Genomic DNA, 21,266 nt, shown 5'->3' on the forward strand with positions numbered 1-21,266 from the left:
CCCCTGTTGTTCGAAATCCCGGTCGCTGATCGATATTACGCACACAGGCTAGTCACGGCGCCGTTCGCCGGGCAATGGCCCTGCGGAAACGATTGCCGCGCACCCCATTGACACTCACCGGACGGCCTGAATACGGTCACGCCAACATTTCGAACGTGTGACGAAATTTCGAACGACCGGATCCGGACTCTAGGGGCAACTGCCGTGCGCATCACGGGAATCAGTACTCACGTCGTCGGGACCCCCTGGCGCAATCTCAGCTACGTCCTCGTTCACACCGACGAGGGTCTCACCGGGGTCGGTGAGACCCGCATGCTCGGCCGCACCGACGCGTTGATCGGCTATCTCCGCGAGGCCGAGGCGAACCACATAGCCGGTTCCGACCCGTTCGCCGTGGAGGATCTCGTACGCCGCATGAAATACGGCGACTACGGGCGGGCCGGCGAGATCGTCATGTCCGGCATCGCGGTCGTCGAGATGGCGTGCTGGGACATCAAGGGCAAGGCCCTCGGTGTACCGGTGTGGCAGCTGCTCGGCGGCCTGGTGACCGACGAGGTCAAGGCGTACGCCAACGGCTGGTACACGACCGAGCGCACCCCGGAGGCCTACCACAAGGCGGCCCAGGAGGTCATGGCGCGCGGCTACCGTGCGTTGAAGATCGACCCGTTCGGGACCGGGCACTTCGAGCTCGGCACCGAGGAGACCCGGTACGCCGTCTCGCTGATCGAGGCGGTACGCGACGCGATCGGCCCCGACGCCGAGCTGATGCTGGAGATGCACGGGCGGTTCAGCCCCTCGACGGCGGTGCGGCTCGCCCGCGAGCTGGCGCCGTTCAAGCCCGCCTGGCTGGAGGAGCCGGTGCCGCCGGAGAACCTCAGGGCCTTGGAGAAGGTCGCCTCGAAGGTGGACATCCCGGTGGCGACCGGTGAACGGATCCACGACCGGATCGAATTCCGGGAGCTCTTCGAGTCGCAGGCCGCCGACATCATCCAGCCGGACGTCGGGCACATCGGCGGCATCCTGGAGACCCGCAAGCTGGCAGCGACCGCCGAGACGCATTACGTGCTGGTCGCACCGCACAACGTCGGCGGCTCGGTGCTCACCGCCGCATCGCTCCAACTGGCCGCCTGCACCCCGAACTTCAAGATCCTGGAGCACTTCAACGACTTCGCGGACGCGGAGATCAAGAAGGTGGTCAAGGGCGCGCCCCAGGTCAACCCGGAGACCGGATGCTTCGAGGTGTCGCACGCTCCCGGGCTCGGTGTCGAGTTCGATGTGGACGCGGCGGCCGAGTTTCCGCAGCAGAAGGCCCGATTCGATCTGTGGGCCGACGGCTGGGAGCAGAGGGCACCCAAGTGAGCCACGCCCCGAGCGAAGCGATCCGCCTCCCCGGCGGGGGCAACCGTTCCCTGGTCATCGAGCGTCCCGGCGAACACCGTCTGGTGTTCGGCGAGTTGCCGGTTCCCGGGGCCGGTGAGGTCCTGGTTCGGGTGGCTGCCGCGGGTATCTGCCTGAGCGACCGCGAGGTCTACGCCGGGCATCGCGACGCCTCCTATGTCAGCTATCCCGTGGTCCCCGGGCACGAGTGGTCCGGGACCGTCGAGGCGGTCGGCGAGGGAGTCGACCCCGCGCTGGTCGGCCGCAAGACCGTCGCCGAGGGGTTCCGGGCCTGCGGGATCTGCGAGCGCTGCCGGTACGGGGAGACGAGCCTGTGCACCGGCGGGTACGCCGAGACCGGGTTCACCGAGCCGGGCGCGTTCGCCGACTGGCTGACCGTGCCCGCACGCCTGCTGCACCCGCTCGACGACGACGCCGACCTGCGTGCCGCGGCCCTCCTCGAACCGGCCGCGGTGATCGCCGCGGCGGTGCGGGCCGGTCGCCCCGGCCCCGGCGAGCGGATCGCCGTGGTCGGTGCGGGCACCCTCGGACTGCTCGCGGTCCAGTTGCTCGCCGCCTGCTCGCCCGCCGTGCTGACCGTGATCGACCCGCGGGCCGAACGCGGCGAGCAGGCACGGCGGTTCGGGGCGAGCGAGAGCCTGTCGCCGGAAGCTGCCGGGGACATGGCGCGGGGCCGATTCGACCTGGTCGTCGAGACCGCGGGGGCGCCGACCACGGCCGCCTCCTCCTGCCTCCTCGCGCGCCGGGGCGGCCGGGTGGTGCTCACCGGAATGTTCACACCGGGAGCCACCGGCATCGACCCGGTGCACCTCTCGCTGAGCCAACTGGAGATCCGCAGCGTCTTCGGCGCCTCCTCGTCCGCCTGGTCGGACGCGGTGCGGGCCTTCGGCCTCGGACTGCTCGATCCCGCACCGCTGATCACCCACGAGTTCCCGCTGGAGCGGTTCGACGAGGCCATCGCACTGGTCGGCGGCGGTGATCCGAGCACCGGGAAGGTGCTGCTTCGCCCCTGAACCCGAGCGGCCGGACGGCTTCCGGCCAGCTGAACGGATCCGCTCCGCCGCACAGCCGCCGTTGTCTCCAGCCGTCTCCACCGGGTCCGCCCCGCCGGACAGACCTCTGACCGTACGGCGGTATGCAGCCGCCTGACAGGCCGCGTACCGCCGTGCACCCATCAACTCGAACGTCGTCCGAAATATCGAACATGGGAGTCCCGTGATCGTCCAGCCCTCACCCCGCCGCCCCGGCGCCGACGCACTGGCCCGCATCGGCCATTCCATACCCGTCCTGGACCCGGCCGACGCCTCCGCGCATTCCTTCCCCGACGGCGGCAGCTGGCGCACCGAGATCCCCTCGGTGGAGGGCCCCGAGGCGCTGTCCGTCGTACTCAAGGAGAGCTCGCGCCTGGATGTACCGATCCACCGGATCAGCCAGGGCAGCGGCGTCTGGATGCTGTCCGACTCCGAGATCACCGAGATGGTGGAGGCGGCCGGCGAGCGCGACATCGAGCTGTGCCTCTTCACCGGCCCCCGCGGCACCTGGGACACCGGCGCATCCGTGCGCACCGACTCGCACGGCGCCGGGCTGCGCGCCCGTGGCCACGACGCGCTCGCCGGATGCGTCGAAGACGCCGTACGTGCAACGCAGTTGGGCGTCAAGTGCCTGCTCGTCGCGGACGAGGGCGTGCTCTGGGCGCTCCACCGGGCACGGCTGGCAGGCGTCGTCCCGGCCGACACCACGCTCAAGGTCTCCGCACTGATCGGACCCGTGAACCCCGCCTCGTACGCCGTGTTCGAGCAGCTCGGCGCCGACTCGCTCAACGTCCCCTCCGACCTCACGCTCGCCCATCTCACCGAGATCCGCCGGGTCTCCGCCGCGCCGATGGACATGTATGTCGAAGCGCCGGACGACCTCGGCGGCTATGTGCGGATGTACGAGATCGCCGAGCTGATCCGGCGCGGCGCACCCATGTACCTGAAGTTCGGCCTGTCGAAGACGTCCGGGATCTACCCCTATGGGGCGCATCTGCGCGATCTCACTCTCGACACCGCCCGCGAGCGCGTCCGCCGTGGCCGTCTCGCCCTCGATCTGCTGGCCCGGCACGGAGCGGACGGCGGCATGTCGCCGCTCGGCTCCCGCCTGCCCGGCACGCTGAACCGCTTCACGACCCAATCCCTCTGAAAACGCTGACAACGCCGACAACGCTTCAGGCGACGACATCGAGAAGGACTCCTGATCATGCGCATACGCACCGCGGCAGCCGCCGCAGCATGCTTCGCCCTCAGCCTCTCCCTGACCGCCTGTGGCCAGGACAGCTCGGGCGGCAGCGAGACGAAGAAGGAAACCAAGGACGCCACGATCGGCATCGCGATGCCGACCAAGTCGTCCGAGCGCTGGATCTCCGACGGCAACAACGTCGTCAAGGACCTCAAGGCCAAGGGCTACAGGACGAAGCTCGCTTTCGGCGAGGACGATCCGGACCAACAGGTCTCGCAGATCGAGAACATGATCACCCAGGGCGTGGACGCGCTGGTCATCGCGGCCATCGACAACAAGTCCCTGGACAACGTCCTGCAGCAGGCCGCCGACGCCGATATCCCGGTGATCTCCTACGACCGCCTGATCCTCAACTCGGAGCACGTCGACTACTACGCGTCCTTCGACAACGAGAAGGTCGGCAGGCTGCAGGGCACGTACATCATCGACCAACTCGGCCTGGACAAGGGCGAGAAGGGCCCGTTCAACATCGAGCTGTTCGCCGGCTCCAACGACGACAACAACACCCGCTACTTCTTCAGCGGCGCGATGAAGGTCCTGCAGCCGTACATCGACAAGAAGCAGCTCGTCGTCCAGTCCCACCAGACCGAGCTCAACCAGGTCACCACCCTGCGCTGGGACGGCGGCACCGCCCAGCGGCGCATGGACGACCTGCTGACTTCCTCGTACGGCGGATCCAAGCGCGTGGACGCGGTGCTCTCGCCCTACGACGGCATCTCCATCGGCATTCTTTCCGCGCTCCGCGGCGACAGCTACGGGACCGGGTCCAAGCCGTGGCCGGTCGTCACCGGGCAGGACGCCGAGGTCGCCTCGGTGAAGTCGATCATCGCGGGCGAGCAGCGGCAGACCGTGTACAAGGACCTGCGCCGTCTCGCCGAGGTCGCCACCGGCATGGTCGACGCTGCTCTCAAGGGCGAGAAGCCGGAGACCAACGACACGAAGTCGTACGACAACGGCGCGAAGGTCGTCCCCGCCTATCTGCTCGACCCGGTCAGCGTCGACAAGGACAACTACAAGAAGGAGCTGATCGACACCGGTTACTACAAGGAGAGCGACCTCAAGTAACCGGCGCAGTCCGCCTCCCCGCGCTCCGGGCCTCTGCGCCCGGGCCGGGGAGCCCCCATCAGCGACAGAGAAAGGCACGACCATGGCGCGACCCGTCCTGGAAATGCGCTCGATCGTCAAGACCTTCCCCGGAGTCAGGGCGCTCTCGGACGTCACCCTGGCCGTTCGCCCGGGCGAGGTCCATGCCATCTGCGGGGAGAACGGCGCCGGCAAGTCGACCCTGATGAAGGTCCTCTCCGGCGTCCATCCGCACGGCAGTTACGAAGGGGACATCCTCTTCCACGGCGAGCCGTGCCGGTTCAAGGACATCAGGGCGAGCGAGCAGCGCGGCATCGTGATCATCCACCAGGAACTCGCCCTGGTGCCCTATCTCTCCCTCGCGGAGAACATCTTCCTCGGCAATGAGCACGCCGTGCGCGGCGTGATCAGCTGGCGCGAGACACTGCGGCACGCCTCGCAGCTGCTGCGCCGGGTCGGCCTCGACGAGCATCCGCAGACCCGGGTCGCCGACATCGGCGTGGGCAAGCAGCAACTCGTGGAGATCGCGAAGGCGCTGTCCAAGGAGGTGAAACTGCTGATCCTCGACGAGCCGACAGCGGCTCTGAACGACGAGGACAGCGGGAAACTCCTCGATCTCATCCTGGAGTTGAAGGACCACGGCATCGCCTCGATCATCATTTCGCACAAGCTGAACGAGATCGCCCGGGTCGCCGACTCCGTGACCATCCTCCGCGACGGGCGCTCCATCGAGACCCTGGATGTGAAGGCCCCGGAGACCACCGAGGAGCGGATCATCAGCGGCATGGTCGGCCGTGACCTCGACCACCGCTTCCCCGAACGCACCCCGAACCAGCCGGATCACGGCACGGCACCGGCCCTGGAGATCCGCGGCTGGACGGTGCACCACCCGATCGACCAGCACCGCAAGGTCGTCGACGACGTCTCGCTGAATGTGCGCCGCGGCGAGATCGTGGGCATCGCCGGGCTCATGGGCGCGGGCCGCACCGAGCTCGCGATGAGCGTTTTCGGGCGCACATACGGGCGTTACGCGGGCGGCACCGTCCTCAAGGACGGCAAGGAGATCCGTACCAGGACCGTCCCCGAAGCGGTGCGGCACGGGATCGCGTACGTCACCGAGGATCGCAAGCACTACGGGCTGAACCTCATCGACACGATCGGCCGCAACATCTCGCTCAGCGCCCTCGGCAAAGTCGCCAGGCGCGGCATCGTCGACGAGCACGCGGAGCGGCAGGTCGCCGAGGGCTACCGCCAAAGCATGAACATCAAGGCCCCGACGGTCGCCGAGCCGGTCGGCAAGCTCTCGGGCGGCAATCAGCAGAAGGTCGTCCTCAGCAAATGGATCTTCGCGGGCCCCGACGTCCTGATCCTGGACGAGCCGACCCGCGGTATCGACGTGGGCGCCAAGTACGAGATCTACACAGTGATCGACAAGCTAGCCGCCCAGGGCAAGGCAGTCGTCTTCATCTCCTCGGAACTCCCCGAACTGCTCGGCATGTGCGACCGCATCTACACGATGTCCGCCGGCCGGCTGACCGGTGAGGTGCCGCGGGCGGAGGCCACGCAAGAAGTGCTGATGCGTCAGATGACGAAGGACAAGAGGTAGCAGGATGAGTACGGATCTGACGGCCAGGACTCCGGCGGACGCCCCGCTTCCGTCCGGTGACGGCGCCGGTGACGGCAAGACCGGGGGCGGCCTGCTCGGCCTGGTCCTCAACGGCCTGCGCCGCAATATGCGGCAGTACGGCATGCTGATCGCGCTCGGGTTGATCGTGGCCCTGTTCACCGTGTGGACGGGCGGCGACCTGCTGCTCCCGCGCAATGTGTCCAACCTGGTGCTGCAGAACAGCTACATCCTGATCCTCGCGATCGGCATGATGCTCGTCATCATCTCGGGCCACATCGACCTGTCGGTCGGCTCGCTCACCGCCTGCGTCGGCGCGGTCGCAGCCGTGCTCATGGTGCAGCATCATGTGTCCTGGCCGATCGCCGTCGTGCTGTGCCTGGCCCTCGGCGCGGCCGCGGGCGCGATGCAGGGCTTCTTCATCGCGTACGTCGGCATACCCTCGTTCATCGTCACGCTGGCCGGGATGCTGCTCTTCCGGGGTGTCACCGAGATCGTCCTGAAGGGGCAGACACTCGGCCCCTTCCCCAAGGGCATGCAGACCATTGCCAACGGCTTCCTCCCGGAGGTCGGACCAGACACCAACTACCACAACCTCACGCTGCTGCTCGGCCTCGCCCTGATCGCGTTCATCGTCATCCAGGAGATGCGCGACCGTGGGCGACAGCAGGAATTCGCGCTGGATGTGCTGCCCGCGAAGATGTTCGCGCTCAAGCTGGTCGCCCTGGTCGCCGCTCTGCTGACGGCCACCTTGCTGCTCGCCAGCTACAAGGGCGCCCCCGTGGTCCTGCTGATGCTGGCCGTCCTGGTCGTCGGCTTCGGCTATGTGATGCGCAACGCGGTGATCGGTCGCCATGTCTACGCGATCGGTGGCAATCTTCCCGCGGCCAAGCTGTCCGGCGTCAAGGACAGGAAGGTCACCTTCCTGGTCTTCCTGAACATGGGCATGATGGCCGCCCTCGCCGGGCTGGTCTTCGCGGCCCGCTTCAACGCCGCCTCCCCCAAGGCGGGCACCAACTTCGAACTCGAAGCGATCGCCGCCTCGTTCATCGGCGGTGCCTCCATGAGCGGCGGCGTCGGCACCGTCCTCGGCGCGATCATCGGCGGCCTGGTCCTCGGTGTGCTCAACAACGGCATGAACCTCGTCGGCGTCGGCACGGACTGGCAACAGGTCATCAAGGGCCTCGTCCTGCTCGCGGCGGTCGGCTTCGACGTGTGGAACAAGCGCAAGGCCGGTTCGTAGGTCCCCCAGAAGTACCCAATACCCAACTCCCCCTACTGGAGCCGCACATGTAAACGAGCTGACGCACGGTGGCGGCGGCCGCGGCGGCACTCTCCGCGACCACGCTCGGCACGTTCACCACCGCACACCGGAACCTGGCGGGCGAGAGCGGCGGCTCGACATCCGGCGCGCCGTCGCTGTGGAGGGACGGATGCAGGTCGTGAGTGGAATACCTCCGACCTGCTGACCTTCCGCAGGAACGGGATACGGCGAGGTGGCAGCGGCAACTCCTGTGAGGGATAATCGCCGGCCCCGGATGGCTGGACCAGCAGGAGCTCGTGACCTGCTTCACTCTCCGAGTGCGAACGACGCCCTCTCTTGCCACTTCACGCCGTCGTGCACCATCAGTTCAACCGACGCGATGTGAGACGTGAACGGGAGCCTGTCGGCGAGGTCGGCCTCGATCTCCTCCAGGACGGCGTCTTCCTGACTTTGAGCGATGGTCAGGTGCGGCACGATCTCGGCAAACCGGCCGCCATACGGCGGAGCCTCAGGCCAACGATCAGCGATCGCCTCCGTGAGTTGCCGCAACCGCGTGTCCGGCTCGGGGGCGAGATACAGCACTTCCGGGAGCCGTCCACACTTCTCGAACCGCAGGTCAAAGGCCTGGTGGCCGCCCAGCACGTCCGCGAGAGCGGAGTGGACGAGCGCATCTGTTCGGCTCTCATCGAGGAACGGGAAAAGCACGGTGACGTGGGCTGGAACCCCGGCCCGGGCTGAGGGGTCGAGCCGTTCGCGCCACCCGCGGACGGACGGCTCCGCCTCCGGGATCCGGACGATGAGCGCCGTCTGGCCCGCCTGAAACGCACTGGTGCTGTCATCTGCCATGACACCGCATGGTGTCACCTGTGCCGCAGACAGCACGGCTCCTTTTCCGCCGAACGATCACGACCGATCTCCGAACGCTGGGCATCAGCATCACATCCGCCCTGCAGCGGACCCGTTGGGCCGCCCGCGACTGGAACGCCTACTTGGGCTCGCGGTCCACGTAGACAGCCGGCACCAGTCTCCTTGAACAAGCTCGCCCAGGAAGGCAGAAGTGCCTCAACGCATTCCGGCGCCATGGCGACTGACGACAACGCGGCGAGGCGCGGTGCCGGGGCACGCGGGCCCGGCAAGATCCAAACGAAAGGCCTAGGTGTGCGCTGCGACCGTCGCGGACCGGATGGGCAGATCGCCGTCGCGCAGGCGGCGCCCGCCGCGGCCGTTGTCCACCGCGACGATCTCGGCGAGGATCGACAGGGCGCTCCCGGCGAGCGACGCTCCGCCGGGATCGAGGCCCGCCGGGCCGGTCAGCCGGTCCAGTCCGGGCGCGTCGGCCAAGCGCCGCAGACGTTGCGCGTGGGTGGCCCTGCTGCCGAGCGCGGCGACGTACCCGGTGGGGCCTGCCAGAGCGGCGCGAAGAGCGCGGTCGTCGATGCGCGGGTCATGGCTGAGTGTGACGACCGCGTCGCGTATGCCGAGCGGATGCCGGGCGATCCACTCGTCGGGCCAGGCACGGACGACGTCGGCGGTGCCGGTGAAGGCCCCGGAGGCGACATGCCCGGGCCGGGGGTCGAGGACGACGACCTTGCGGTGCAAGGTCCCGGCCAGGGTGGCCAGGACTGCGGCGAGATCTGTCGCGCCGACCAGCAGCAGCCGCGGCCGAGCCGTCAGTTCCTCGGTGAACGCGGGGCCCATGTCGGGCAGTTGGTCGGCCGTGGCTGCCGTCGACCAGCGGTGGGGTGGCCTCAGTCCGACCCGCACGGTGAGCGGACGGTCTTCGGCCAGGGCCGTGGTGATGGCGGTGTGCACCGGCTCGGGCGGCGCGGGCGTGATGAGGACGCGCAGCTCGCCGGCGCAGAGGGGAGTGTCCTCCCAGGGCAGGAGCTCGTCCCCGGGCGATACCGCGGTCACATGCGGCGCGGCCCCTGCGAGCACGGCGCGGGCCGTGTCCAGGACGATGCCCTCGACGCAGCCGCCCGACAGTGAGCCGCGCCACGTACCGTCCTCGGCGGCGGCCATGGTGGCGCCGAGCGGCCGTGATCCCGGGCCGTCGCGGCCCACCAGCCGGGCCAGCACGACGGGTCGGCCCGCCCGACGGTGGTCGTCGACGAAGGGCCATACCTCGCGTAGCACGCGTTCCTCCTGTTCAGACCCCGTGCCGGGGCGGTGACGGCAGCGGTCCGGGAGCCCGTTCTTGCGGATGCTCACCGCAGAGGCGGTTCCTCAAGCACTCGGTCCGGACGGATGGGCAGGGTTCGGTGGCGGCGGCCGGTGGCGTGCCAGACGGCGTTCGCGATCGCGGCGGCGGTGCCGACGGTGCCGATTTCGCCGACACCCTTGATGCCGGAGGGGTCGCCCGGTTCGTAGTCGGGTACGAAGTCGGCTTCGATGTCGGGGATGTCGGCGTGTGCGGCGATGTGGTAGCTGGCGAAGTCCCCGTTGACGTGGCGGCCGGTGGCCGGATCCCGGATGCCTTCTTCGTGCAGGGCCATCGACAACCCCATGATCATGCCCCCGACGAGCTGACTGCGTGCGAGCGGCGGGTTGATCACGCGGCCCACGGCGAACGTGCCCAACAGCCGCCGCACACGCAACTCGCCGGTCGCCGGATCGACGGCAGCTTCGCAGAACACGGCACTGTAGGAATGCCGTTCCATGGCGGGCAGCGCACCGAGCGACTCGGTGGTGTCGAACGAGACGGTCAGCGGCAGCGTGGCGCCTGCCAGCTGGGGGCGCAGCTTTGCCGCGGCTCCGGTGATCGCCCAGGACCAGGACGTCGTGCCCCGGGATCCGCCGGCACTCCACGCGGGACCGAGGTCGCTGTCCGCGATCAGCAGCCGTATCCGTTCGGGATCCACCCGCAGCGCCTCGGCCGCCACCACGGTCAACGCGGTGCGTGCGCCCGTGCCGATGTCGCTGGCGCCGATGGCCACGGTGAAGTCCCCGTCCGCCTCGGCGGTGATCGCCGCAGTCGAGGGCAGTGCCCCCGCGGAAAATGACGTAGCCGCCATCCCGGTTCCGACGAGCAGGTGTCCGTCGCTGCGCGTCCGCGGCCGGCAGTCGCGTGTGGCCCAGCCGAACCGGCGAGCACCCTCTCTCAGGCAGGTGACGAGGTTACGGCGGCTGAACGGCAGGCCGGACACGGGGCCGACGCGGGGCTCGTTGCGCAGCCGAAGCTCAAGGGGGTCCATGCGCAATCGCTCCGCCACCTCGTCCATGGCGGATTCGAGCGCGAACGAGCCGGGTGTCGCGCCGGGCCCGCGCACCGAGTACGGCGGCAGGATGTCGACGGGGACTGCGGTGCGCCGGGTGCGGATCGCCCGTGCCGCATAGAGCGTGTTGGAGAGCTCGGTGCAGTTCTTGAGGTAATCCGCGAGATTTGAGACTTCGAAGGCCGCTGTGTGATCGATGGCGCGCAGCCGGCCGTGGGCATCGGCCCCGATCCGCACGCGCTGGTCGGTCGCCGGCCGCATCGAGACCGTCTGAAACATCTGACTCCGGGTCAGGGTGACGCGCACGGCGCGGTTGAACATCGTCGCGGCCATCACCGCCAGGACCAGTTGAGGGCCGCAGCCCCCCGATTTGGACCCGAAGCCGCCACCGACGTGCGGAGACCGGACGCGCACCTGCTTCGGGTCGAGGCGGAACAGCGTGGCCACCGTCATGGCGACCAGGAAGGGCCCCTGGTTGGAGTCGACGACCTGCAGGCGCTCGCCTTCCCACCAGACGGTCGCGGAGTGCGGCTCCATGGCGGCGCCGTGCGCCTCGGGGGTGACGTAGCGCTCGTCGACGACCACCGTACTCGCGGCCATCTCCATCTCCACGTCACCGACGGTGGCGTCCTCGCCGAAGAACGCCGTCGCCGGCCGGGCGGCCGGGTGATCGAGTGAGAAGTCGACGTCGTGCGGTTCCTCTTCATATGTCACCCGCAGTGCCATGGCCGCCGACCGGGCCTGCTCCGCCGTCTGCGCCACCACCAGCGCAATCGGCCGGCCGGAGTGAACGATCCTGCATCCAGGTTGAGCCGGGGTGCGTTGTTGTGGTCGAGCACGCCCAGCACGCCCGGCATGGCAAGCGCGGCGGAGGTGTTGATGTCGCGGATACGTCCGCGGGTCACCGTGGAGGTGACGACCCAGCCGTGCGCCGGCTCGCTCATCGGCTCGTCTGCGGCGGAGCGCACCGCGCCGGTGACCTTGGCCGTACCCTCCACCCGGGGCCGTGCCATGCCGATGGCTCCCAGCGGCGGTTCACTCATGCGGGCCGACCGCGCGGACGTCCCGGCGGTGTTCGGCCGGGGGGCCTGGTGTCCGGCTGGTGCCGGGGACGGACTGGTCGAGGAGGCGGCCATGGGTTGATCTCCTTCAGGGGCGTGACGGGAACGATTCGTCACTCGGCCGGGCGGGCGAGCTCGGTCAGGACGGCCACGATGAGGTTGCGGGCCAGCGTCACCTTGTAGGCGTTGTCGCGCAGCGGCCGCGCGGCGGACAGCTCCGCATCGGCGGCGACACCGAAGCGGTCGGCTGTGGCGGGGGCGCCCCGCAGGGCGGACTCGGCCGCGTGCGCGCGCAACGGCCGTGAGGCGAGCCCGCCGAGCGCGATGCGGGCACCTTGCACGACACCCTCGTCGACATCAGCATCGCCACGCCTACGCCGCAGGCATTCACCGTGGCCTCTCCACCGGACCGCTCCAACCGGCTTCGGAGTTGACCGACCCGCCGAAGCAGAACAGCCACGCACTGCACACAGGCCCATATCCGTCAGATTTGAGCCCGCACTGAACTTACGGGGCGTCAGACAGCGGTTCCTCATGTACGCCTTCCCATCACTGCTTGCCGGACCCGGGCCCGTCTGACAGTTCCAACCCGTCCCGTACGTTGTCGGAGGCTGCTCCCGCCCTCCCCGGCGTCCCCCGGCTCGGACTGCCTCCCAGCTTCACTGGCCAACTGCGACTGACCAGCGGCGAGGTCCTTTCACCCCCGCTCGACTCCAAGCGCCTCGTGGCGCACGAAGGGCTTCCAGTAGTCCGAGGTCGCCTCGATCACCACCAGGGTCACCCCGGCGGCGAGCAGGTGATCGCGCAGGGCCAGCACCGCATTCGTCGTCGATCCCCACGTGGTCGTCTCCGTCGTGAACACCCCCCGCCGCTTGGCACTCGGGGTGCGGACGCATGCCTTGGCGTCCTTCTTGCTGATGTCCACACCGGCGCAGCGTTCGTGCAGCACATCCATCTCCCGGTCCCTCCCTCAACGCCCAGCGGTACGCCGTTCCGGGAGAACCAAGGGTGAATCAGGAATTCTGACGCACGTGCTCACAGCAACACTCCACGGTTCCCGTGGACGGCCCTCGGCACCACGCTGACCTGCGAGCTCACCAGCATCACAGAGCAATCGGTTTCGGCCGGAACGAACCCCACCAGCGTCCTGAAACGACATCAACCCCCGTCAGGGCAGACAGAAGCATCCCCAGCGCGCGCGACAGGATTTACCACGCCCCCGGCGCACACCCAAGGTGCGCTGAACCGCTGACCTGCAATGATGGGACTTGCTGAGGGTCCTGTTGGTTGCGAGGAAAGAAGCACTTCCCAGGTGAAGAAGCGTATCGGGTCCTACCCCCGCGTCCGTGTCGGTCGTGGGGTGGTCTCGCAGGCCGGGGCCGTGTTGCTGGTCGAGACGGCCCGGAAGACAGGTCTCGATCGGGCGATATCGCAGGCGCTGGTGCCGTGGCGGAAGGCCCGTGCCGTGCACGATCCGGGCAAGATCCTGCTCGACGTCGCGCTCGCGGTCGCGCTGGGCGGGGACTGCCTCGGCCGATGTCGGAATGCTGAGGGCCGAGCCCGCGGTGTTCGGCCCGGTGGCCTCCGACCCGACCGTGTCCCGGCTGATCGACACACTCGCCGCGGGCGGCAAACGCGCTGGCCGCGATCCGTACAGCCCGCGCGGCCGTGCGGGAACACGTCTGGCAGGTGGCCGGCCCCGCGGCACCGAACGCCGAAGCCCAGATAACCGTGGACCTGGAGGGCGTGCTCGTCATCGCGCACTCCGACAAGCAGGACGCGACGCCGACCTGGAAGAAGACCTATGGGCACCACCCGCTGATGGGCTTCGTCGGCCACGGACACGGTGGCTCCGGCGAGCCGCTCGCCGGGCTGCTGCGACCGGGAAACGCGGGCAGCAACACCGCCGCCGACCACATCACCGCTGCCCAACTGGCCCTGGCCCAACTACCGAAACGATTCCGGCGCGGAAGACAGACTCTGATCCGCACCGACTCCGGGGGCGGCACCCACGTATTTGTGGCCTGGCTCGCCCAGCGCGGACGGTGGCTGTCGTACTCGGTCGGCATGACCATCACCGACTCCATCCACCACGCGGTACTGCAGGTACCGCCCACCGCGTGGACCCCGGCCATAGAACCGGGCGGCGAGATCCGCGACGGCGCCTGGGTCGCCGAACTCGCCGGCGACTGCCTCAAGGGCTGGCCGACAGGGATGCGACTGATCGTCCGCACGGAACGACCGCACCCCGGCGCCCAATTGCGGATCACCGATGCCGGCGGGATGCGGCTCACCTGCTTTGCCACCAACACCGCCGGCGCCCCGATCGCCGCACTGGAGCTGCGGCACCGCCAGCGGGCACGGGCCGAGGACCGCATTCGTGCCGCACGGGTCACCGGCCTGCGCAACCTTCCCCACCACGACGCCGCACAGAACCAGATCTGGCTGGAGATCGTCCAGATCGCCCTCGACCTGCCCGCCTGGATGCCGATGCTCGCCCTCACCGGCGACGTCCGTCGGTGGGAACCGCGGCGCCTGCGGCTCCGGCTGTTCTCCACCGCCGCCCAGCTCGTAACCACCGGGCGGCGCCGCGTCCTCCGCCTCGCGGCCCATTGGCCCTGGACCGACGTGATCACTCAAGCCCTGCAACAGCTCGCAGCCCTGCCGAACCCAGGCTGACCAGCAACTTCCCGTCCCTACCAGCAGCACCACCCACCGGAGCCGTGGAACCCGGCGCCCACCCGACGCGACAGACGGGCCACCAGCCTGCCCACCTGCAGGAATCTCGGCCCCCGAACGAGCCAAAAGGGCCCGTCAGCAAGCTGACTGACCCTCACGCAAGACCGCGGTCAGGGGGATCGTGTCGGGCCTTCGCCGGTCGACCGAGCCCGCCCCGGCTCCAAGCACCACCTGATCGTCGACCGCCTCGGAACCCCGCTGGCCGTGTCCGTGACCGGCGGGAACCGGCATGACGTCACGCAACTGATCCCGCTTCTGGACGCAATCCCCCGCATACGGGGAGTGCGGGGACGTCCGCGCAGCAAGCCCAAGCGCCTGTTCGCCGACCGCGGCTACGACAAGTACCACCGACTGCTGTGGCAGCGCGGCATCAAGCCCCTCATCGCCCGACGCGGCGTCGCCCACGGCTCCGGCCTCGGCAAGTCCCGCTGGGTCGTCGAGCGCACCTTCGCCTGGCTCCACCAGTTCAAACGACTCCGCATCCGCTATGAACGCCGCGTGGACCTCCACCAAAGTCTCCTGGAACTCGCCTGCAGCATCATCTGCCTCCGACGACTCCGCACATCATTCTGAAACGATCAATAAAGGCATGGTCCAACTAGAATTGCGTGCGCACGCAAGTCGAACTATACTTGAAGTGGGTGCGCGTGAATGTCAAAGCAATTCAATGTCCTGGCGTGCCCACCAGACGGCCGTATTCCGCGCTGTCCGACCCCGCATGTTGCCCGGCTGGACCGGCATCGAGCGGCAGGGACGCTCACGCGACACCCCCACAAAATTCAACAACGTTGTGCGTGAAATGGCCCTTTACTGGAACGGTATCCGTCGAATTCCGAACCCTTCGGCCAAAATAATTTGAATACAAATAAACGCTGGCTTCATTTCGCGAGGAACAGCCCGTAAATGCTGCGTACCCATTCTTCTTACCCCTGCAGGAGAGACTTAGATGCCTGAAAGAAACGCCTCCCTGGAGACGGAGGCTATCGCGTACCGCCTGCTGATGCTGTCCGAAACGGTCTCGGTGGATCGAGTCGCTACGGAGGCCGGAATTACCGCCCAGGCGGCGGAGGATGTACTGACATCCCTTACCGAGAAGGGATTAGCTGGTCGTGTCGGCGATGATTACGCTCAGTTCAGCGCATCTTTGCAACCGGCCGGTGAGACCCTTTCCCGGCTACAGCGGCAAGCGGAGGCTTTGGATCGAGCGCGCACAACGGTTGATGCTCTCTTGGCAACTTATCGAAGGGCTGTCGACGATTCGACTGACCGGCTCGTCGAGGTACTCATCGGCACTGACATGATAAGTCAGCGTCTGGTGCGGATGCAGCAAGAAACCCTCCATGAGATGATCTGGCTCTGTAAGTCGCAAGATTTCTTCACCGGCCGCCGCCACTTTACTTCCAAGGTTCACCACCGCGTCTTGTTCGACAAGAACTCACTTCCCGGTGACGCACCCAGTACCACAAGGCCTCACCCGGCTCCCCGAAACGCTCTTTTCCGCCTCCTCCCTCAAGTACCGCTGGACCTGGCCATCTCAGACCACAACGTGGGACTGTGGCTACTCACCCACAAGGATCCAGGTGACGGCTCTTCAGAGCCCGCTGCCGTCATGGTTCGCGACGACGGCACTCTGGAAGCTCTGAGACTCCTCTTCGAATCCCAGTGGGAAATATCACTCCTCTTGAGTATCCAGAAATCTGGCAACGGCAGCCCGGTTGACGCTCCCCCCACACATTTGGACAAGGTCGATCTCAAGATACTTTCGCTCCTCATAGAGGGCACAACAGAGAAAGCAGCGGCCAGATATCTGGGCATGAGCTTGCGAACTCTGCAACGCCGCATGGGGCGCCTGATGACCCTGGCGGGCGCTTCAAACCGCATGCAGCTGGCATGGTACGCAGCCCGCAGGGGATGGCTTCGGTGAGCAGGGCTTGTTCAAGTTCCGTAGGTGTCGTAATTGTTGGTGATGCCTGAACCGCCCGGGTAGGTCGGAGACTCTAGATCTCGGTTGTGACCTGGGGTTTGTGGGCTGTGAGGTAGTGGTTGGCTTCGTATTCTGCGGGTGGGACGTGGCCGATCTCACCGTGCAGGCGACGGTGGTTGTACCAGTCGACCCATTCGGCGGTCGCCAGCTCGACCTCGGACAGGGTTCGCCAGGGCCGCTGGGGCTTGATCAGCTCCGTCTTGTAGAGGCCGATAGTGGATTCCATCAGCGCGTTTTCGTATGCGTCGCCGACGGAGCCGATGGAGGCTGCGATGCCGTCGTGGTCCAGGTGCTCGGCGAGGGTGAAGGACGTGTATTGGGTGGATTCAACCGGTCGTCGCAACACCTCAACTGCGGAGGTGTGATGCACCAGCTCACCGGCGACATGGCAATGGCCCTCGCGGTCACGTTGCCACAACCCCATCTCCAATGCGTCCACTACCAGTTGGGTTTCCTTGCTGGTGGCAGCGGACCAGCCGACGATGCGACGGGAGAAGGTGTCGACGACGAAGGCAACATAGACGGTGCGGGCCCAGGCCGCGATGTGCGTGAAGTCAGCCACCCAGCAGCGGTTCGGGGCCGGAGCCACGAAGTCGCGGTCAAGAAGGTCCGGTACCCGCTCGGCCGCGTGGTCCCGGATCGTCGTGATGACCTTCTTGCCGCGGACTGCCCCGGCGATACCCAGTTCCCGCATCAGTCGCTCGACGGTGCAGCGGGCCACCCGATGACCCTGTCGCCGTAGGCGGCGCCACATGTTGCGGGCCCCGTAGACGCGGTAGTTGGCATCGAACACCGTCTGGATCAGCGCCTTCAACTCCGCGTCCCATTTGGCCCGTTGCGAAGGTGGGCGGCTCTTGGCCGCGTAGTAGGTGCAGGGGGCGATGCTGAGGCCGTGCTCGGTGAGCACGGGGCAGATCGGCTCGACGCCGCCGAAGCGGTTCCGGAACTCGTCGATGAACGTCACGAGCGTGTGTGTGGCCGGTCGAGCTCGGCGATGCTCCTATGTCAAGCCGCGAGCGGAACCACCAGGTCAGTGGGCGCGACGTCCGGCGGAGCAGCAGTCTGGTCGGCGAGTAGGGCCCGGAACACCCGGTCGGAGATGCGCCGCCGCAGCAGACGCATCGCCTCCTTGGGTGTCTTCCCTCGGGCTTGCTGCTTGGCGAAGTACTCGGCGCCTTGGCCACCGCGCCGGACCTGCGTGACTGCGATCATGTGCAGCGCATGGTTGATGGACCGATTTCCGCCCCGGTTGAGGCGGACACGGACCTTGTTTGAGGACCAGACCGGGATGGGCGCGGTGCCGTTGAAGTGCGCGAATGCGTCCTTGGACTTGAACCGGGCGGCTCCGGCCGTCTCGCCGATGATGACGGCGGCGCTGATCACGCCGCACCCGGGGATGGCCAGTAGTGAGGGTGCCAGAGTCTCCACCAGCTTGCGCAGCCGTGCTTCGAGGGCGTTGATGTGCTCGGTCAGGCGGCGACACTCACTGACCAGGTCGCGCGCGATCTCGACGACCACACCCTGATGACCGGCGCGCACTGCAGCGAGCGCGCCGTAAGCCCCCTGAGGGAACGGGGAGTTCAGGGTCGATTTCGTGCAGGAACCAGCGCAGTTTGTTCGCCGCGGCGGTCCGGTTGCGCACCAGACAGCGACGGTGGTCGACGAGCAGCTTCACGTCTCTCGCCGGGCCGGCGAGACTGGCGCGGGGAAGTCCGGGCTCGCGCAGCACAACCCGTGCCACCGCCTCAGCGTCGATCGGATCGGATTTGCCGCGCTCCCGTGCCGAGCGGCGGGCTCCGGCCATGAGCCGCGTATGCACCCGCACCACGGCGTGGCCGGCGAGTAGCAGATCGGCCTCGAACCGGCGGGTCAGGTGGCGGCAGTCCTCGATAGCGAGCAGGACCTGGCCGAACTGGGCGATCCTCTTGATCGTCTGTGCATGACCGGCTGCGGTGGCGGGGAGCGTAGCCTCTCTGGCTCTGCGCCCCAGCGGGTCGACCGCGACCAGCGTGTGCGTCCTCTTGTGACTATCGATGGCGACAATGTGCACGGGAACCTCCGCAACTGGTGGAGAGTGATGGGAGATCTCCACCGCGGGGGGCACGCCTCAATCGGGCTCGCGCGGCACGCTCCTATCAGGCCACTCCGTGGCGGAGACCTGGGCCGGCGGGGGCGGCACATCGCCGACAAGCCACCATGGCTGGGGCAGCAAAGAAACGAGCCGGCCCCGCCGGTATCTGTCACTGTGTCAGCACCCGTAGGCCCATGTCCCAGACTCTGCCATTGAGGCAAAGAAAGCCGACGCGGCCTTCAGAATCTCGTTTGCCCGCTTGAGTTCGGCGTTCTCCTTGCGTAGGCGCTTGAGCTCGGCCGACTCCTCCGTCGTGGTGCCCGGCCGGGCACCACTGTCGATCTGGTCCTGGCGGACCCACTTGCGCGGCGTTTCGGTCGTCCCGATCCCCAGTTTCGCCGCGACCGCCTTCATCGCAAACCACTCCGTGTCGTACTCGGGCCGCACCTCGGCGACCATGCGGACCGCGCGCTTACGCAGCTCAAGGGGATAAGGGGAAGGACGTGCCATGACTCGATCCTCTCAAATGATCGAGTCCCCACCGAACCCGGAACGGTTCAGGCGTCGATGGAGACGATCGCGTCGCCGGGGGCGGCGTCGGGGGGCGGCGACCGCGAGCATGAGTCCCTGGGTGTCGGCGTTGAGCGCGTCGCTCTCCGGGGCGACGGCCACGTCTCACTGGCCTTCGAGGGCTTCGGCCTGGTCCGCTCCACTCCCTTGAGCGGTCTTCGGCTCCGCCTGCGGCCCCATGGCCCACCGGCACTGGCCAAGCCGGCCAAGCCCGCCAAGCCGGCCACGAAAAGGTTGGCGCGATCAGGCCATGGCGGGCATCGGCTTCGTCCAACCCCCACGAACCCTCCCGGCACTACGGTCGACCCTGCCGATCGTGGCATGGCAATTGCCAAGCCACGAATCATTCACACAGGGACGAGAGGAAAACGGTGCGCAGAATCGCACTTCCTACTATCGCGGCCGCATTGGGGCTGGCGCTGCTGCCACTGCAGCCCACCTCAGCCGCCGAGATGCCCGACCAGGCTTGGTCCGAAGGCACGATCGAGGCAATAGGCCCCGGCACATATGAGTCCGCGAGTAAGAGCTTCATCATCCCTGAGACCGACGTATCGGCGGGCCTGATGGGCCGCTCCCACAGGGTCGTCGGTCAGGTTCAGGGCGTCTCGCAGCCGCAGGACGCCCCCACCAACCGGTCGGACCTCGGTGTGTTCGGCCCGAGCTGGGAAGCCGAGTTCCTCGGCGGCCAGGTCAACCGCAAGCTGACTCCGGGCTCGGGCTCGATCACGACGACGGACCTGGACGCCAAAGAGTCCACCCGCTACGACCTGACCGACTCCGTCGCCGGTCCCAACGGCGGCGGTGTCAACACCTACACGGCCGCCGACGGCTCCAATCTGGTCGAGACCGTCAAGTGGGACGACCTCGCCGGTGTGCTGAAGACGACCGTCGTGGAGACGCTGAACATCGACCTGACGACGTCCGTCGAGGGCGACGACGTCCCTGTCGACGCGCTGGGCAACCCGATCCCCGCGGCCGACCTCAAGCCCTCATTCACGTACAAGCAGGTCGGCGGCGGCGGCGACAACTGGCGTGTGACGGCCACGGGAAACGCGGCGTACAAGCTGACCACGGTCTCCTACGACAGCGTCGGCCGCGTATCCACCGTCAACTTGCCCGCGTCGCCCGAGACACCGGCGGAGTCGATCAAGGTCAACTACGCCACCACGACCACCGCTTCCGGTGGAACCCTCGGTGACGTGACGGGCCGGGTGAAGGACATCACCCGCACCTCCGGGGAGACCGTGGAGACCTTGGCCCGCTACTCCTACGACGGCTCCGGGCTGCTGCGCAAGGTCACCAACCCGAACGCGGGCGCCGACCTGAGCACCTACACCTACGACACCAACGAACGGCTGGCCACCGTAGCCACCCCCGCTTACGCGTGGGACCTGAACTACGTCGGTGACGCCGCCGCTCCGGATGCGGTGCAGACTGTCGGCACGACACCAGACCCGAATGATCCCATCGACCCGCCTTCCGCCCCTGGTTCTGTCACTGCGGCCGACGCCCCGGGGCACTGCGACCATGCCATGAGGTGGATCTGGTTGCAGTACCGCGACTGCTGGGCGAAGGAGGTCGCTCACTACGGCTGGCGTAGTCCGACCTGGAAGCGACTCCCCAACGGACGCATGATTTTGGGTATCACCTACGACCACTGCACCAGCGCGCCGGACCAGCCGGCCGGCTACGACTTCCGCCCCTCGTGCGACGCGCACGACTACACCTACGGAGTCATAGGCAACTGGTACAAGAAGGAACCGGAGAACATGTCCCCGGACAAAAAGTGGACCAGCGACGCCGAGTTCCACTCACTGCTCAAGAACCAAACCTGCCCGCGTTACCGGATGCGAAGCTTCTGTAACGTCACTGCCGCTATCTACTACAACGCCGTCCGGTGGGGCGGGAACCCGAAGAACGGCGCAAACAAAACCCGAAACCCAATAATCGATCAGGTGTCTCGACCTGCTGAGCGCTAGG

13 protein-coding genes and 6 pseudogenes are annotated in these 21,266 nt (G+C 67.5%); 10 read left to right on the forward strand and 9 right to left on the reverse strand.

All coding sequences use genetic code 11. The annotated features are described in order from the left end of the window. Positions 1 to 204 precede the first annotated feature (204 nt). The 6 genes from OG507_RS37505 (at position 205) to mmsB (ending at position 7,625) form a co-directional block, all read left to right on the forward strand. Positions 205 to 1,359 carry a mandelate racemase/muconate lactonizing enzyme family protein gene (locus OG507_RS37505; RefSeq protein ID WP_327371559.1) on the forward strand — a complete coding sequence of 385 codons (1,155 nt, stop codon included), beginning with the start codon at positions 205 to 207 and terminating at the stop codon, positions 1,357 to 1,359. Continuing rightward, on the forward strand, positions 1,356 to 2,411 hold the full coding sequence (locus OG507_RS37510) for a zinc-dependent alcohol dehydrogenase (RefSeq protein ID WP_327371560.1): 1,056 nt from the start codon (positions 1,356 to 1,358) through the stop codon (positions 2,409 to 2,411). The genes OG507_RS37505 and OG507_RS37510 overlap by 4 nt, the downstream gene beginning before the upstream one ends. Positions 2,412 to 2,613: 202 nt before the next feature. Beyond that, positions 2,614 to 3,579 (forward strand): hypothetical protein, encoded by a 966-nt coding sequence (locus tag OG507_RS37515; protein ID WP_327371561.1) that lies wholly within the window; start codon positions 2,614 to 2,616, stop codon positions 3,577 to 3,579. A 57-nt stretch (positions 3,580 to 3,636) separates the two neighbouring features. Beyond that, positions 3,637 to 4,740, forward strand: a complete 1,104-nt coding sequence (gene chvE, locus OG507_RS37520; RefSeq protein ID WP_327371562.1) for a multiple monosaccharide ABC transporter substrate-binding protein — start codon at positions 3,637 to 3,639, stop codon at positions 4,738 to 4,740. An 82-nt stretch (positions 4,741 to 4,822) separates the two neighbouring features. After that, positions 4,823 to 6,364 carry a multiple monosaccharide ABC transporter ATP-binding protein gene (gene mmsA, locus OG507_RS37525; protein WP_327371563.1) on the forward strand — a complete coding sequence of 514 codons (1,542 nt, stop codon included), beginning with the start codon at positions 4,823 to 4,825 and terminating at the stop codon, positions 6,362 to 6,364. 4 nt (positions 6,365 to 6,368) lie between these two features. Beyond that, the gene (gene mmsB, locus OG507_RS37530; RefSeq protein ID WP_327371564.1) at positions 6,369 to 7,625 is read left to right on the forward strand and encodes a multiple monosaccharide ABC transporter permease; all 1,257 of its coding nucleotides are present in this window, start codon (positions 6,369 to 6,371) and stop codon (positions 7,623 to 7,625) included. A 327-nt stretch (positions 7,626 to 7,952) separates the two neighbouring features. Here the strand turns inward: mmsB and OG507_RS37535 are convergent, their stop codons facing one another. The 5 genes and pseudogenes from OG507_RS37535 to OG507_RS37555 form a co-directional block, all read right to left on the reverse strand. Beyond that, the gene (locus OG507_RS37535; protein ID WP_327371565.1) at positions 7,953 to 8,492 is read right to left on the reverse strand and encodes a 2'-5' RNA ligase family protein; all 540 of its coding nucleotides are present in this window, start codon (positions 8,490 to 8,492) and stop codon (positions 7,953 to 7,955) included. 306 nt (positions 8,493 to 8,798) lie between these two features. Further along, positions 8,799 to 9,782 carry an XdhC family protein gene (locus OG507_RS37540; RefSeq protein WP_327371566.1) on the reverse strand — a complete coding sequence of 328 codons (984 nt, stop codon included), beginning with the start codon at positions 9,780 to 9,782 and terminating at the stop codon, positions 8,799 to 8,801. A gap of 71 nt (positions 9,783 to 9,853) precedes the next feature. Next, positions 9,854 to 11,904, reverse strand: a pseudogene (locus tag OG507_RS37545) (xanthine dehydrogenase family protein molybdopterin-binding subunit). Positions 11,905 to 12,035: 131 nt separating this feature from the next. Then, a pseudogene (locus OG507_RS37550) lies at positions 12,036 to 12,281 on the reverse strand (FAD binding domain-containing protein); the annotation flags it as partial. 374 nt (positions 12,282 to 12,655) lie between these two features. Continuing rightward, positions 12,656 to 12,877 (reverse strand): annotated as a pseudogene (locus OG507_RS37555) (IS110 family transposase); the annotation flags it as partial. Between the two features lie 357 nt (positions 12,878 to 13,234). On the opposite strand from OG507_RS37555, the pseudogene OG507_RS37560 reads away from it, so the two are divergent. The 3 genes and pseudogenes from OG507_RS37560 to OG507_RS37570 all read left to right on the forward strand — a co-directional run bounded on the left by OG507_RS37560 (position 13,235) and on the right by OG507_RS37570 (position 16,585). Continuing rightward, positions 13,235 to 14,601 (forward strand): annotated as a pseudogene (locus OG507_RS37560) (IS1380 family transposase). A 168-nt stretch (positions 14,602 to 14,769) separates the two neighbouring features. Continuing rightward, positions 14,770 to 15,234 (forward strand): annotated as a pseudogene (locus OG507_RS37565) (IS5 family transposase); the annotation flags it as partial. A 373-nt stretch (positions 15,235 to 15,607) separates the two neighbouring features. Then, on the forward strand, positions 15,608 to 16,585 hold the full coding sequence (locus OG507_RS37570; RefSeq protein ID WP_327371567.1) for a hypothetical protein: 978 nt from the start codon (positions 15,608 to 15,610) through the stop codon (positions 16,583 to 16,585). 73 nt (positions 16,586 to 16,658) lie between these two features. Here the strand turns inward: OG507_RS37570 and OG507_RS37575 are convergent, their stop codons facing one another. The 4 genes and pseudogenes from OG507_RS37575 to OG507_RS37590 all read right to left on the reverse strand — a co-directional run. Then, a complete protein-coding gene (locus tag OG507_RS37575) occupies positions 16,659 to 17,609 on the reverse strand; it encodes an IS3 family transposase (protein ID WP_327371568.1) in 951 nt (316 codons plus the stop codon). A gap of 41 nt (positions 17,610 to 17,650) precedes the next feature. Continuing rightward, positions 17,651 to 18,163, reverse strand: a complete 513-nt coding sequence (locus tag OG507_RS37580) for a transposase (RefSeq protein ID WP_327371569.1) — start codon at positions 18,161 to 18,163, stop codon at positions 17,651 to 17,653. After that, a complete protein-coding gene (locus tag OG507_RS37585; protein ID WP_327371570.1) occupies positions 18,129 to 18,695 on the reverse strand; it encodes an IS110 family transposase in 567 nt (188 codons plus the stop codon). The genes OG507_RS37580 and OG507_RS37585 overlap by 35 nt, the downstream gene beginning before the upstream one ends. Positions 18,696 to 18,923: 228 nt before the next feature. Next, positions 18,924 to 19,226: pseudogene (locus tag OG507_RS37590) on the reverse strand (transposase); the annotation flags it as partial. A 431-nt stretch (positions 19,227 to 19,657) separates the two neighbouring features. Between OG507_RS37590 and OG507_RS37595 the strand changes: the two are divergent. Next, complete coding sequence (locus tag OG507_RS37595) at positions 19,658 to 21,265, forward strand: phospholipase A2 (RefSeq protein WP_327371571.1); 1,608 nt, start codon at positions 19,658 to 19,660, stop codon at positions 21,263 to 21,265. Position 21,266: the final 1 nt, after the last annotated feature.

The organism is Streptomyces sp. NBC_01217 (genome assembly GCF_035994185.1).
GTDB lineage: Bacteria > Actinomycetota > Actinomycetes > Streptomycetales > Streptomycetaceae > Streptomyces.

What these genes read in the sequence shown, in the direction of transcription:
- chvE (WP_327371562.1), top strand. Translation starts at nt 3,637, where the DNA reads ATGCGCATACGCACCGCGGCAGCCGCCGCAGCATGCTTCGCCCTCAGC.
- mmsA (WP_327371563.1), top strand. Translation starts at nt 4,823, where the DNA reads ATGGCGCGACCCGTCCTGGAAATGCGCTCGATCGTCAAGACCTTCCCC.
- mmsB (WP_327371564.1), top strand. Translation starts at nt 6,369, where the DNA reads ATGAGTACGGATCTGACGGCCAGGACTCCGGCGGACGCCCCGCTTCCG.
- OG507_RS37535 (WP_327371565.1), bottom strand. Translation starts at nt 8,492, where the DNA reads ATGGCAGATGACAGCACCAGTGCGTTTCAGGCGGGCCAGACGGCGCTC.
- OG507_RS37570 (WP_327371567.1), top strand. Translation starts at nt 15,608, where the DNA reads ATGCCTGAAAGAAACGCCTCCCTGGAGACGGAGGCTATCGCGTACCGC.